At 69.4% G+C, this 12464-nt stretch carries 16 protein-coding genes and 1 riboswitch; of the genes, 13 read left to right on the forward strand and 3 right to left on the reverse strand.

The features are described 5' to 3' along the window. The first annotated feature begins 78 nt into the window (after positions 1 to 78). From rpe to ribH, 6 genes are all read left to right on the forward strand, one after another. A complete protein-coding gene (gene rpe, locus ACFO0C_RS08415) occupies positions 79 to 756 on the forward strand; it encodes a ribulose-phosphate 3-epimerase (RefSeq protein WP_378065977.1) in 678 nt (225 codons plus the stop codon). 56 nt (positions 757 to 812) lie between these two features. Next, positions 813 to 1811 (forward strand): GGDEF domain-containing response regulator, encoded by a 999-nt coding sequence (locus ACFO0C_RS08420; protein WP_378065978.1) that lies wholly within the window; start codon positions 813 to 815, stop codon positions 1809 to 1811. Positions 1812 to 1914: 103 nt separating this feature from the next. Continuing rightward, positions 1915 to 2088, forward strand: a riboswitch (FMN riboswitch). A 131-nt stretch (positions 2089 to 2219) separates the two neighbouring features. Beyond that, positions 2220 to 3275 carry a bifunctional diaminohydroxyphosphoribosylaminopyrimidine deaminase/5-amino-6-(5-phosphoribosylamino)uracil reductase RibD gene (ribD, locus tag ACFO0C_RS08425; protein ID WP_378065979.1) on the forward strand — a complete coding sequence of 352 codons (1056 nt, stop codon included), beginning with the start codon at positions 2220 to 2222 and terminating at the stop codon, positions 3273 to 3275. A gap of 6 nt (positions 3276 to 3281) precedes the next feature. Next, positions 3282 to 3881 (forward strand): riboflavin synthase, encoded by a 600-nt coding sequence (locus tag ACFO0C_RS08430; RefSeq protein ID WP_378065980.1) that lies wholly within the window; start codon positions 3282 to 3284, stop codon positions 3879 to 3881. Then, positions 3874 to 5082 (forward strand): bifunctional 3,4-dihydroxy-2-butanone-4-phosphate synthase/GTP cyclohydrolase II, encoded by a 1209-nt coding sequence (locus ACFO0C_RS08435; protein WP_378065981.1) that lies wholly within the window; start codon positions 3874 to 3876, stop codon positions 5080 to 5082. The genes ACFO0C_RS08430 and ACFO0C_RS08435 overlap by 8 nt, the downstream gene beginning before the upstream one ends. A gap of 44 nt (positions 5083 to 5126) precedes the next feature. Next, entirely contained in the window at positions 5127 to 5603 is a 477-nt protein-coding gene (gene ribH / locus ACFO0C_RS08440; protein WP_378065982.1) for a 6,7-dimethyl-8-ribityllumazine synthase, read from the forward strand. Between the two features lie 4 nt (positions 5604 to 5607). Here the strand turns inward: ribH and ACFO0C_RS08445 are convergent, their stop codons facing one another. Genes ACFO0C_RS08445 through ACFO0C_RS08455 form a run of 3 tightly spaced genes read right to left on the reverse strand, consistent with a single transcriptional unit; the run spans position 5608 to position 8056 of the window. Beyond that, entirely contained in the window at positions 5608 to 6348 is a 741-nt protein-coding gene (locus ACFO0C_RS08445; RefSeq protein WP_378065983.1) for an amino acid ABC transporter ATP-binding protein, read from the reverse strand. Next, positions 6348 to 7187, reverse strand: a complete 840-nt coding sequence (locus ACFO0C_RS08450; RefSeq protein ID WP_378065984.1) for an amino acid ABC transporter permease — start codon at positions 7185 to 7187, stop codon at positions 6348 to 6350. The genes ACFO0C_RS08445 and ACFO0C_RS08450 overlap by 1 nt, the downstream gene beginning before the upstream one ends. Beyond that, complete coding sequence (locus ACFO0C_RS08455; RefSeq protein ID WP_378065985.1) at positions 7184 to 8056, reverse strand: ABC transporter substrate-binding protein; 873 nt, start codon at positions 8054 to 8056, stop codon at positions 7184 to 7186. The genes ACFO0C_RS08450 and ACFO0C_RS08455 overlap by 4 nt, the downstream gene beginning before the upstream one ends. A 78-nt stretch (positions 8057 to 8134) precedes the next feature. Here ACFO0C_RS08455 and ACFO0C_RS08460 point away from each other — a divergent pair, with 78 nt between their 5' ends. From ACFO0C_RS08460 to ACFO0C_RS08490, 7 genes are all read left to right on the forward strand, one after another. Continuing rightward, on the forward strand, positions 8135 to 8398 hold the full coding sequence (locus ACFO0C_RS08460) for a phosphoribosyl-ATP diphosphatase (RefSeq protein WP_043528313.1): 264 nt from the start codon (positions 8135 to 8137) through the stop codon (positions 8396 to 8398). A 42-nt stretch (positions 8399 to 8440) separates the two neighbouring features. Next, positions 8441 to 9283, forward strand: coding sequence for an ATP phosphoribosyltransferase (gene hisG, locus ACFO0C_RS08465; protein WP_378065986.1), 843 nt, complete (start codon positions 8441 to 8443; stop codon positions 9281 to 9283). Continuing rightward, positions 9283 to 9726: a PH domain-containing protein gene (locus ACFO0C_RS08470; protein ID WP_378065987.1), complete on the forward strand. Its 444-nt coding sequence runs from the start codon at positions 9283 to 9285 to the stop codon at positions 9724 to 9726. The genes hisG and ACFO0C_RS08470 overlap by 1 nt, the downstream gene beginning before the upstream one ends. A gap of 392 nt (positions 9727 to 10118) precedes the next feature. After that, positions 10119 to 10739: a translation initiation factor IF-3 gene (gene infC, locus ACFO0C_RS08475; RefSeq protein WP_378065988.1), complete on the forward strand. Its 621-nt coding sequence runs from the start codon at positions 10119 to 10121 to the stop codon at positions 10737 to 10739. A 57-nt stretch (positions 10740 to 10796) separates the two neighbouring features. After that, positions 10797 to 10991: a 50S ribosomal protein L35 gene (gene rpmI / locus ACFO0C_RS08480; RefSeq protein WP_282764755.1), complete on the forward strand. Its 195-nt coding sequence runs from the start codon at positions 10797 to 10799 to the stop codon at positions 10989 to 10991. Positions 10992 to 11031: 40 nt separating this feature from the next. Further along, positions 11032 to 11427, forward strand: a complete 396-nt coding sequence (gene rplT, locus ACFO0C_RS08485; protein WP_378065989.1) for a 50S ribosomal protein L20 — start codon at positions 11032 to 11034, stop codon at positions 11425 to 11427. A 66-nt stretch (positions 11428 to 11493) separates the two neighbouring features. Beyond that, a complete protein-coding gene (locus ACFO0C_RS08490) occupies positions 11494 to 12267 on the forward strand; it encodes a TrmH family RNA methyltransferase (protein WP_378065990.1) in 774 nt (257 codons plus the stop codon). The last annotated feature ends 197 nt before the right edge of the window (positions 12268 to 12464 follow it).

Consider the following 12464-nt stretch of genomic DNA (forward strand, 5'->3'; position numbering starts at 1 on the left):
CCACGCCTTAGATTCACCACCACCTGGGACCTGGCAGCCGTGTCGTCGTCCGGGTGCCGGACGTCATAAAATGCTCACGTGACAGCCTCGCCCATCATCGCGCCGAGCATTCTCGCCTCCGACTTCTCCCGTCTGGCGGAGGAGGTGCAGGCGATCGAGGGCACGGCCGACTGGGTCCACGTGGACGTGATGGACAACCATTTCGTGCCCAACCTGACTATCGGCCTGCCGGTGGTGACGAGCCTGCGCAAGGCGACGAGCATCCCGTTCGACGTGCATCTGATGATCACCGACCCGCAGCGGTGGGCGCCGGCGTATGCCGAGGCGGGGGCCTACAACGTCACCTTCCACGCGGAGGCCTGTGACGATCCGGTGGCGCTGGCCAAGACGCTGCGGGCGGCCGGGTCCAAGGCCGGTCTGGCGATCGATCGGGACACGCCGGTGGAGCCCTATCTCGAGCTGCTGCCCTACCTCGACACCATCCTGATCATGACGATCAAGGCGGGGTTCGGCGGGCAGGCGTTCATGCCGGAGATGCTGGACAAGGTGCGTGACGTGCGCCGCCGGGCGCAGATCAACGACCTGGAGATCCGCATCGAGGTGGACGGCGGCATCGCGGCCGACACCATCGAGCGGGCCGCCGAGGCGGGCGCCGACGCGTTCGTGGCCGGCACCGCGGTCTACGGCGCGGCCGACCCGGCCGAGGCGATCCGCAAGCTGCGCGCCCTGGCCGCGGCCCGCATGGGGCTGGCGTGAGGGCCCGATAGGGACCATCATCGAGCCTACGTCCCGGTGCTGGCAGGAAAGGCGCGATGAGCACGGCTGAGTCGCAACCCGAGATCGATCCCGAACTGGACCCGGAGGAGGGACCGAGCCTGATCCTGGTGGTCGACGACGACCCGGACATCGCCGGTTTCGTCGAGTTCAACCTGAAGCTGCGCGGCTTCGAGGTGATCCGGGCGAAGGACGGCCAGGAGGCGCTCGACCTCATGGAGACGCACCGGCCCGACCTGGCGGTCGTGGACTGGATGATGCCGGGGATGGACGGTGTCGAGCTGATCCGTCAGCTGCGGGCCGAGCCGCTCACCTCGGCGCTGCCGGTGATCATGCTGACCGCGATGGGCCTGACCGGTGACAAGGTCCACGGCCTGCAGGCGGGCGCCGACGACTATCTGGTGAAGCCGTTCGACCTGGAGGAGCTGATCGCCCGGGTCACCAACACGCTGCGCCGCCACAAGGACGCGCGTGAGGTGTCGCCGCTGACCGGCCTGCCCGGCAACGCCCGGGTGCGGCGGGAGATCAGCGAGCGGATGCGCAGTGGCGGGGACTACTCGGTCGGTTACATCGACGTCGACCGGTTCAAGAGCGTCAACGACGTGTACGGGTTCGACCGTGGCGACGAGTTCATCATCGCCCTGGCCCGGAGTCTGCAGCGGGCGGCCTCGCAGACCGGGAAGCCGTCGATCTTCCTGGGGCACATCGGCGGCGACGACTTCGTCTTCATCTGCCATCCGGACCAGGTGCTGCCGCTGACCCAGCGGACGGTCACCGATTTCGAGTCGGCCGCCGACCGGCTGTACGAGCCGGGCGACGCACGCCAGGGCTACATCGAGGTGCCCGACCGGCGCGGCAACAAGCAGAAGGCAGCGCTGGTCACGCTCTCGATCGGGGTGGCCCAGGCGACCGAGGACGGGCGGCGTTTCACCGATCCGCGGGTGGTGATCGCCGTCGCCTCGGAGATGAAGAAGGTGGCGAAGTCGCAGCCCGGGTCGTATGTCGCGATCGACCGCCGGCGCAGCGAATCCGAGTGATAAATCCCAGTGTTTTAGTGGGAATAACGGCGGCGGATGTGAAGTAGGTCGCCAGGGAGGTGGCAAAATCCCGAAGTAGTGCAAGACTCAGGGGTGACCCACCACGCGCTGGCGGGACTCGGTGAAATTCCGAACCGGCGGTGATCCGACGCGAGAGCGACGGTAAGCCCGCGACCCGGTTGCCTACCAAGGCAAGCGGTGGACCTGGTGAGACTCCAGGGCCGACGGTTGACCGGCTGCAGAGCCGATCAGACAGTCCGGATGGGAGACAGCGCGCGGGATCGGAGCGGGTCGTGCCTTCTTTGGCGCGATCCGGCCGGGGTGCGCGAAGCGTACCCTTTGTGTCCGAATCCTGGCGATAACTCCCCTCTTCAGCGCGTGTCCGTGCCGCGTGGAGAGGACCGCTTGATGGTGACCGAGGACGAGGCGATGCGCCGCGCTGTCGCGCTGGCCGCCCGGGGCCTCGGCACGACCAGCCCCAACCCGGTCGTCGGCTGCATCCTGCTCGGGCCGGCCGGCGACGTGGTCGGCGAGGGCTTCCACGCCTATGCGGGCGGTCCGCACGCCGAGATCGTCGCCCTCGCCCAGGCCGGGGAGCGGGCCCGCGGCGGGACCTGCGTGGTGACTCTGGAGCCGTGCAACCACACCGGCCGGACCGGGCCGTGCTCGGAGGCGCTGATCAACGCCGGGGTGCGGCGGGTGGTGATCGCCGTGGACGACCCGACGCCGGTGGCGGCCGGTGGCGCCGCGACGCTGCGGGCGGCCGGCATCGACGTGGTCACCGGGGTGCGGCGTGCGGCGGCGGAGGCGGGCAACATCGCCTGGCTGACCGCGGTGCGGCGGGGGCGGCCCTACGTGACGTGGAAATTCGCGGCGACGCTGGACGGGCGGTCGGCCGCGGCCGACGGGACCAGCCAGTGGATCTCGGCGGCCGAGTCCCGGGCCGACGTGCACGTGTTGCGCAGCACCGTCGACGCGATCGTGGCCGGGGTCGGCACGGTGGTCGCCGACGACCCGCAGCTCACCGTTCGTGACCTGCGCGACGGCACGCTGGCGATCAAGCAGCCTCTGCGTGTGGTGGTGGACTCGTCCGGACGTACCCCGGTGAATGCCCGTGTCCGGGATGCGGCGGCACCCACCTGGATCGTGACGGCGGCCGACGCCGGTGCCGGTCCGGACGGCCGCGTCGACCTGGCCGCGATGCTGATCGCGCTGTTCGCCCGGGGTGTGCGCAACGTCCTGCTGGAGGGCGGCCCGACGCTGGCCGGCGGTTTCCTGGCGGCCGGGCTAATCGACCGGGTGGTCGGTTACGTCGCGCCGAAACTGCTCGGTGACGGCCGTGCCGCGCTGATGGGCGCCGGTATCGGCACCATCGCCGATGCCGTCGAACTGGATTTCACCGACATCACGCAGATCGGTGGCGATCTGCGGTTCACCGCGACCCTGCGGCCGAAAGAGAGCTGAGCTGAGATGTTCACCGGGATCGTAGAAGAGCTGGGCGAGGTCGTTCGCCTGACCGAGGGGGCCGAGGACTCCGCGGTGATCGCCGTGCGCGGTCCGCTGGTCACCTCGGACGCACGGCACGGCGACTCGATCTCGGTGAACGGCTGTTGTCTCACCGTCATCGACAACGTCGACGGCGTGTTCACCGCGGACGTGATGGGCGAGACACTGCGGCGCACCTCGCTGGCGGCGCTGCGCGAGGGCAGCAACGTCAACCTGGAGCGGGCCGCCGCGCTGGGCAGCCGTCTCGGCGGCCACCTGGTGCAGGGCCACGTGGACGGGGTGGCGCGGATCATCGCCCGCGAGCCCGCCGACCAGTGGGAGGTGGTGCGTTTCTCACTGCCGTCCGAGCTGGCGAGGTACGTGGTGGAGAAGGGGTCGATCACCGTCGACGGGGTGTCACTGACCGTCATGGAGGTCGGCGAGGACAGCTTCGCGATCGGGATGATCCCGGCCACCTCGAAGCTGACCGTGCTGGGCAGCAAGGCCGTCGGAGATCCGGTCAACCTCGAGGTCGACGTGATCGCCAAGTACGTGGAGAAGATGCTGGGGAGCCGCAATGTTTGAGACCATCGAGCGCGCCATCGCGGACATCGCAGCCGGCAAGGCGGTGATCGTGGTTGACGACGAGAGCCGGGAGAACGAGGGCGACCTCATCTTCGCCGCCGAGCACGCCACCCCTGAGCTGGTCGCCTTCATGGTGCGGTACACGTCCGGGTACATCTGCGTCCCGCTCCCGGAGAGCGAGGCGGACCGGCTGGACCTGCCGCCCATGTTCCACACCAACCAGGACGCGCGGGGGACGGCCTACGCGGTGACCGTCGACGCGAAGCACGGCGTCAGCACCGGCATCTCGGCCGCCGACCGGGCGCACACCATCCGCCTGCTCGCCTCGGCCGCCAGCGAGCCCACCGACTTCAACCGGCCGGGCCACGTCGTGCCGCTGCGGGCCAAGGCCGGCGGCGTCCTGCGCCGCCCGGGCCACACCGAGGCCTCCATCGACCTGGCGGTGCTGGCCGGCTGCCGTCCGGCCGGCGTGCTCTGCGAGATGGTCAACGACGACGGCACCATGCAGCGCCGTCCCGACCTGGAGAAATTCGCCGCCGAGCACGACCTGGCGCTGATCACCATCGAGGAGCTGATCGCCTACCTGCGGCACCGTGAGGGCAGCCAGGTCGAGCGGGTCGTCGAGACGGTCCTGCCGACCGAGCACGGCGTGTTCACCGCGGTCGGCTACCGCACCGCCGCCGACGACGGCGAGCACGTGGCGCTGGTCTTCGGCGACCTCAGCGACGGTGAGGACGTGCTGGTCCGGGTGCACTCCGAGTGCCTCACCGGGGACGTCTTCGGCTCCCGGCGCTGCGACTGCGGGCCGCAGCTCGACACCGCTCTGGAGCGGGTCGCCGCGGCCGGGCGCGGGGTGGTCCTCTACATGCGCGGCCACGAGGGCCGCGGTATCGGCCTGCTGCACAAGCTGCAGGCCTACCAGCTCCAGGACCGGGGCTTCGACACGGTCGACGCCAACCTCGAGCTCGGCCTGCCGGCCGACGCCCGCGACTACGGCACCGGGGCGCAGATCCTCGCCGACCTCGGCATCCGCTCGATGCGCCTGCTCACCAACAACCCGGCGAAAAGAGCGGGCCTCGAGGGGTACGGGCTACGCGTGACCGGCCGCGAGGAGCTGCCCGTCCGCCTGCACCCGGAGAACGTCCGGTACCTGCGTACCAAACGGGACCGGATGGGCCACCTGTTCGCCGAGTTGGCCTGACCGGTCCCCGATCGGGGCAACAATGACGATGAAGGGGGACACACATGGCCGGCTTCGGTGATCCGCACATGCAGACCGTCGACGCTGCCGGGCTCCGGCTCGGCATCGTCGGCTCGCGCTGGCACAACGACCTGGTGGAACACATGATCGCCAGGGCGGTGGCCGCTGCCGAGGCGTGTGGCGTGGCAGAGGTGATCACCGCCCGTGTGGCCGGCTCGGTGGAGCTGCCGGTGGTGGCGCAGGCGATGGCCCGGCGGGTCGACGCGGTCGTCGCCCTGGGCGTGGTGATCAAGGGGGAGACCCAGCACTTCGAGTACGTGTGCGACGCGGTCACCTCGGGCCTGACCCGGGTGTCGCTGGACGAGGGCACTCCCGTCGCGCACGGCGTGCTCACGGTGCACAGCCTGGGGCAGGCCCGCGACCGGGCCGGTCTGGAGGACTCGATCGAGGACAAGGGCTGGCAGAGCACCGTCGCCGTGCTGGACGCGGCGCTCGCCATCCGTGAGGTCTCCAAACACTGACCGTCTAGAGCCGGCCGGCCTCGATGATCCGCTTCAGGAACTGACGGGTCCGCGCCTCGACGGGGTCACCGAGCACCTGCTCCGGTGGCCCCTGCTCGAGGACCCGGCCGGCGTCGAGGAAGGCGACCCGGTCGGCGACCTGCTTGGCGAACCCCATCTCGTGCGTGGCCAGCACCATCGTCATGCCCTCGCCCTTGAGCTCCCGGATCATCGACAGCACCTCGCCGACCAGTTCCGGGTCGAGCGCCGAGGTGACCTCGTCGAGCAGCAGCAGGCGCGGGTTGTTGACCAGGGCGCGGACGATGGCGACCCGCTGCTGCTGCCCGCCGGAGAGCCGGTCCGGGTAGGCGCCCGACTTGTCGGCCAGGCCGACCCGGTCCAGCCACTGCAGCGCCTGCTCCTTCGCCTCCCGCACCGGCTTCCGGTGTACGCGTACCGGCGCCAGCATGATGTTGTCCAGCACCGTCATGTGCGGGAACAGGTTGTAGGACTGGAAGACCAGCCCGATCCGCTGGCGGACCCGGTCGGCGTCGGCACGCGGGTCGGTGATCTCCTCGCCGTCCAGGTGGATCGTCCCGTCGTCGATCTCGGCGAGCAGGTTGACGCACCGCAGCAGTGTCGACTTGCCCGAGCCGGAGGCGCCGATCAGCGCCACCACCTCGTGCTCGGCGACGTTCAGGGTGAGCCCGTCGAGGATGACGTTGTCACCGAAGACCTTCCGGACGTCCCGGCATTCGAGCAGCATCAGTTCCCCGCGTTCTGGCGGCGGGCCGCCCGCAGCGTCACCCAGTCGGTGACGGCGATCAGCGGCAGGGCGAGAAGGACGAACAACACCCCGGCGACGATGTACGGGGTGAAGTCGGCGTCCTGTGCGACCCCGATCTGGGCCGCCCGGATGGCGTCGATCGGCCCCGCCAGGGAGATCAGGCCGACGTCCTTCTGCAGCGCGACGGTGTCGTTGAGCAGTGGCGGGGCGACCCGCCGGACCGCCTGCGGCAGCACCACGTGGCGCATCGCCTGCCGGTAGCTGAGCCCCAGCGAACGGGCCGCCGCGATCTGGCTCGGATGCACCGACTCGATGCCGGCGCGGAACACCTCGGCCAGGTAGGCGCCGTACGTCACGATGATCGCGGCGGCGCCCAGCACCAGCACGTCCGGTGTGCCCTTGAGCCGCAGCCCGGGGATGCCGAACGCGAACAGATAGAGCACGATGATCAGCGGCAGGCCACGGAACGAGTATGTGTACCCGGTGGCCAGGGCGCGGACCGGGAAGAACACCGGGCCGCGCAGGGTCCGCAGCACCGCGACCAGCAGGCCGAGCGCCAGCGCCAGGGTCGCACAGACCACCAGCAGTTTCAGGTTGAGCCAGAGCCCTTCCAGGATCTGCGGCAGGTACTCGAGCGCGGTGTCGGGATCGAAGAAGGACTCCTTGACCCGTTCCCAGCCGGGCGCGCCGGTGATGCCGACGGCGAGCGCGACGCCGACGACGGCCGTCGATGCCGCGGCCAGCAGAACGGAACGGACCGCCCGTCCGCGACGGTAGGCGATCCGTTCCTGTTGCTTGATGCTCGGTTGGTACGTCACTGGAGTTCGGGGGCTCCGGCGGTGTCGGCGAGCCAGGTCTTCTCCAGCACGGCGAGGGTGCCGTCCTGACGGAGCTGGTCGACCGCCTTGCTGACGCAGCCGGTCAGCGGCGAGCCCTTGTCCAGCACGATGCCGAACTGCTCGGGCACGCCGACCTGGGCGACCTGGCCGATGATCACGCCGTTCTCCAGCTCCGCGCCGGTCATGTAGAACGCGGTCGGCAGGTCCACCACGATGCCGTCGACGGTGCCGTTCTCCAGCGCCTTCTTGGCGTCGTCGTTGTTGTTGAACACCTGCGGCTGGCCGGCCGGCTTGATCACGTCGGTGATGGCCTGGTAGCTGGTCGTCCCGACCTGGGCACCGAGCTTGGCGTCCTTCAGGTCGGCGAGCGACTTGGCGCCGGCGATCTTCGAGCCCTCGGTGGTGATCACCGTCTGGCGCACCAGGTAGTACGGCGACGAGAAGTCGACCGCCTGCTTGCGCTCGTCGGTGATGGAGAACTGGTTGATGTCGATGTCGAACGCCTTCGGGCCCGGAGCGATCGCGTTGTTGAACCCGACCTGAGCCCAGACCACGTCGGACTGCTGGTACCCGAGACGCTGCGCGACCTGGTAGGCCACGGCGGACTCGAAGCCCTTGCCGTTGTCCGGCTTGTTGTCGGCGAACCACGGCTCGTACGCCGGGGTGTCGGTGCCGACGGTGAGCTTTCCGGCGGTCAGGGTCTTCAACGAGGCCGGGTCACACGTCGCGGCTGGGGCGGCCGAGGGTGTGGTGGTCGTCTCGTCTTCGTCTGCGGGGGCACAGGCCGTCACGGCGGCGAGCAGCAGGGCTGCGCCTCCGAGGGCCACGGGGGTGAATCGGCTGACCATGCCCGGGAGCTTAGAAGACGTCCCAGTGGCTGGGGGCGTTCGTCGTCAAGACGTGATGAGCTGCCACAATCGCTTCTCGTGAAGACGTTCGAAGAACTGTTTGCCGAGTTGCAAAGCAAGGCGGCGGACAAGACACCCGGTTCGGGCACCGTCGAGGCGCTCGAACGTGGAGTCCACTTCATCGGCAAGAAGGTCGTCGAGGAGGCGGCCGAGTCGTGGATGGCCGCCGAGCACGAGGGGCCGGAACGCGCTGCCGAGGAGATCTCCCAACTGCTCTACCAGGCCCAGGTCCTGATGATCGCGACAGGTCTCGAGCTCAAGGACGTCTACCGACATCTGTGACACGTGTCCACAAGACCCGTTCACCGATCGAAGGAGCACGTCATGCTGCGCATCGCCATTCCGAACAAGGGCACCCTCTCCGCACCGGCGTCACAGATGTTGCGGGACGCCGGCTACCGCCAGCGCACCGATCCCAAAGATCTGATCTGCCGTGACGAAGCCAACAACGTCGAGTTCTTCTACCTCCGGCCGAAGGACATCGCCACCTACGTCGGCTCGGGTGATCTGGACCTCGGCATCACCGGCCGCGACCTGCTCGTCGACTCCGGCGTGCCGGCCACCGAACTTCTCGACCTGAACTTCGGCCGGGCCACCTTCCGCTGGGCCGCCCCGGCGGGGACGCTCACCAGCGTCAACGAGATCGGCGGCCGCCGCATCGCCACCGCGTACCCCGGCGTGGTCGGCCGCTACCTGGCCGAGCACGAGCTCAAGGCGGACGTGGTGCGCCTCGACGGTGCGGTGGAGAACGCGGTCCGTCTCGGCGTCGCCGACCTGATCGCCGACGTGGTGGAGACCGGGGCGACACTGCGCCAGGCGGGCCTGGTCACCATCGGTGACCCGATCATGCAGTCCTCGGCGATCCTGATCGGTCGCGAGGGGGAGACCCCGGCCGGTGCGTCCCAGCTGCTGCGGCGGCTGCACGGCGTGCTGGTCGCGAGAAACTTCGTGATGCTGGCGTACGACGTACGCGCCGATCTGCTGGACCAGGCGACCAGCCTGACCCCCGGGATCGAGTCGCCGACCGTCTCCCCGCTGCACCGGGAGGGCTGGGTCGCCGTCGAGGCGATGGTCCAGCGCAGCGACGTGCACCGGGTCATGGACGAGCTCTACGACCTGGGTGCCCGCGCCATCCTGGTCACCGACATCGCGAACTGCAGGCTGTGATGACCGCCGTCATGTACCGCCCCAAGCGGATCCGCTGGGTGGCCGGCCCGCTCGCCGCCGGTCTGGCGCTGCTGTTCACCGTGCTCAGCTTCGGCCTGACCGGCTCGGCCGGCTTCCAGAACTCGCAGGCCAGCTTCCAGCGCGGCGACCAGCTCGCGATGATCGGGCTGGGTGTCCTGCTCGGTCTCGGGGTGCTGCTGTTCTGCCGGCCACGGGTGATCGCCGACGACAAGGGGGTGCGGGTGCGCAACGTGATCGGCGGTTACGACCTGCCGTGGTCGGTGGTCCGTGCCGTCCGGTTCGACCGGAACTCGGCGTGGGCCCACCTGGAGCTGGAGAACGACGACCAGGTGCCGGTGCACGCCCTGCAGGCGGTCGACAAGGACTATGCGGTCGACGGTGTGCGGACCCTGAGGGCTCTTCATTCGGCTGCTACGACCTGACCGACTGCACCGCAGCGAAGCAAGGGCCAGGAGGGCAGGTCAAGGCGCACTCAGTCGCCTGATAGGATTGCGGGCAGTCGACCACGCCCACCTTTGATGAGTGGGCGCGAAAGAGGAGCCCGCTGGTTCCCACCCGAGTCACAGCATGTGGCCGGGTCCGGTCTCCCTGGCAGGGGAATATCTCCTGCCGGGTGCGCGTCCTCCTCTGGGCGCCGATGACCGGTCGAGCGGGCCCCGGCATGCCCTCCTTCGGGAGAGCGATCCGGGGCCTTCTACTTTCCCGGCGTCCCGCGGCCAGCGGGACACTCGGGGCCGACCGACATTGGCAGCGCCCGGCCCACCCGGCCGGGTGAGGTATCAACTGAGGAGGCCCCATCAGCGTCGAACCACGCGTGAACGAACAGATCCGGGCTCGTGAGGTCCGTCTGGTCGGTCCGGAGGGTGAGCAGGTCGGCATCGTGCCGCTCGAGCGCGCCCTTCAGCTGGCCGCGGATGTCGACCTGGACCTGGTCGAGGTTGCTCCGATGGCGCGGCCGCCGGTGTGCAAGCTCATGGACTTCGGCAAGTTCAAGTACGAGAGCGCACTCAAGGCCCGCGAAGCGCGGCGCAACCAGCAGCAGACCGTCATCAAGGAAATGAAGCTCCGGCCGAAGATCGACCCGCACGACTACGCGACCAAGAAGGGTCACGTGGTGCGGTTCCTCAAGGCGGGCGACAAGGTCAAGGTGACGATCATGTTCCGCGGCCGTGAGCAGAGCCGCCCCGAGCTGGGATTCCGGCTTCTCCGCCGGCTCAGCGAGGAAATCTCGGAGCTGGGCTTCGTGGAGGCCAGCCCCAAGCAGGACGGCCGAAACATGATCATGGTGCTTGCTCCGCACCGTGCCACGAAGGCCGCCGCCGTCGCTGCAGTCGCTGCCGGCGCCAAGCCCGCCCGTGAGCCGCGTGAGGGCGAAGGCGCCGACGAGGTGCCGACGGACGAGACGGTTCCGGCGGCCGAGACCACCGCAGAGTAAGACAAGCTTTTCCCCGCATCCCCCCGGCTGCGGGGAAAGACCAGAAAGAGGCGTCAAGTGCCGAAGATGAAGAGCCACACCGGCATGGGTAAGCGAGTGAAGGTGACCGGCAAGGGAAAGCTCGTGACCGAGCAGGCCGGTAAGCGTCACCTGCTGGAGCACAAGAGCTCCCGTGTCACCCGCCGGATGACCGGTACGGTCACCGTGGCCAAGGCCGACACCGCTCGTGTGAAGAAGCTTCTGGGCCGCTGACGCGCGCCTGACCCGGTTTTTCCTGAAGGAGTAACTAGAAATGGCACGCGTCAAGCGGGCGGTAAACGCCCAGAAGAAGCGCCGCACCCTGCTCGAGACCGCGAGCGGCTACCGCGGTCAGCGCTCCCGCCTGTACCGGAAGGCCAAGGAGCAGGTGCTGCACTCGATGCAGTACTCGTACCGTGACCGTCGTGACCGCAAGGGCGACTTCCGTCAGCTGTGGATCACCCGTATCAACGCGGCTGCCCGCGCGAACGGGATGACCTACAACCGCCTGATCCAGGGCCTGAAGCTGGCCGAGGTCGAGGTCGACCGCAAGATCCTGGCCGACCTCGCGGTCCACGACGAGGCTGCCTTCGCCGCCATCGTCGAGATCGCTCGTGCGGCGGTCGCGGCCGAGGGCACCGGCGGCGCCCCCAAGCAGGCTGCTGCCTGATATCGCGTAGCACGTTGTGAGCGCCTCCCGGTCCGCGTGATCGGGGGGCGCTTTCGTGAGGAGATCATGTTCACGCCCCGTACCCCCCGCATCGTCGCCGCGCGCCGCCTCCAGCGCCGCCGGGACCGGGACCAGACCGGCCGTTTCCTGGCCGAGGGCCCGCAGGCCGTCCGGGAGGCGCTCGCCGCCGACGCGGTGATCGAGTTGTTCGCGACCCCGGCCGCACTGGACCGGCATGCCGACCTGGCCGCGCTGGCGCCGGAACTGTCGCCGGTCACCGACGAGGCCCTGGCCGCGCTCGCCGAGACCGTCCAGCCGCAGGGCCTGGTCGCCGTCTGCGAGCAGAACGACGTGCCGATCGGGGAGGCCCTGGCGAAGAACCCGCGGCTGGTCGCGGTGGTCGCCGAGATCCGGGACCCCGGCAACGCCGGGACCGTGCTGCGCACGGCGGATGCCGCGGGGGCCGGGGCGGTCATCTTCGCCGGCGACGCCGTCGACCCCTACAACGGCAAGTGTGTACGGGCGTCCGCCGGCTCACTGTTCCACGTGGACGTCGTCCGTACCCCGTTGAGCGTGGTCGACCTGTTGCAGGACAACGGGCTGCAGGTGCTCGCGACCAGCGGCACCGGCGAGGACGACGTGGACTCACTGCTCGACGGTGGTCAGCTTGCCGCCCGTACCGCGTGGGTGTTCGGCTCTGAGGCCCATGGTCTGCCGACGGACCTGTTGAAGGCCGCCGACCGGCGGGTCCGCGTGCCGATCTACGGCGGAGCCGAAAGCCTCAACCTCGCCGCCGCGGCCGCCGTGTGTCTATATGCCTCGGCCCGCGCGCAGCGCTGAGGGTATGCTGAGCCGCATGTCAGGTCTTTCGTTTAGTCGGCCCGCTGGTCGCGGGCGCCGGATCTGACACTTCTGCGCGTACCTTCCCGACCGGCGGGCTGCGGCCCAGCCGCGCCTCCGTAGACTGTTCCAGCTCTGTCGCCCTCGTGGTTTCGCCGCGTCAGGGGCGACCGTTGGCAATCCGGTGTTGAGGGAGT

The organism is Actinoplanes subglobosus (assembly GCF_042650585.1).
Classification (GTDB): Bacteria; Actinomycetota; Actinomycetes; order Mycobacteriales; family Micromonosporaceae; genus Actinoplanes; species Actinoplanes subglobosus.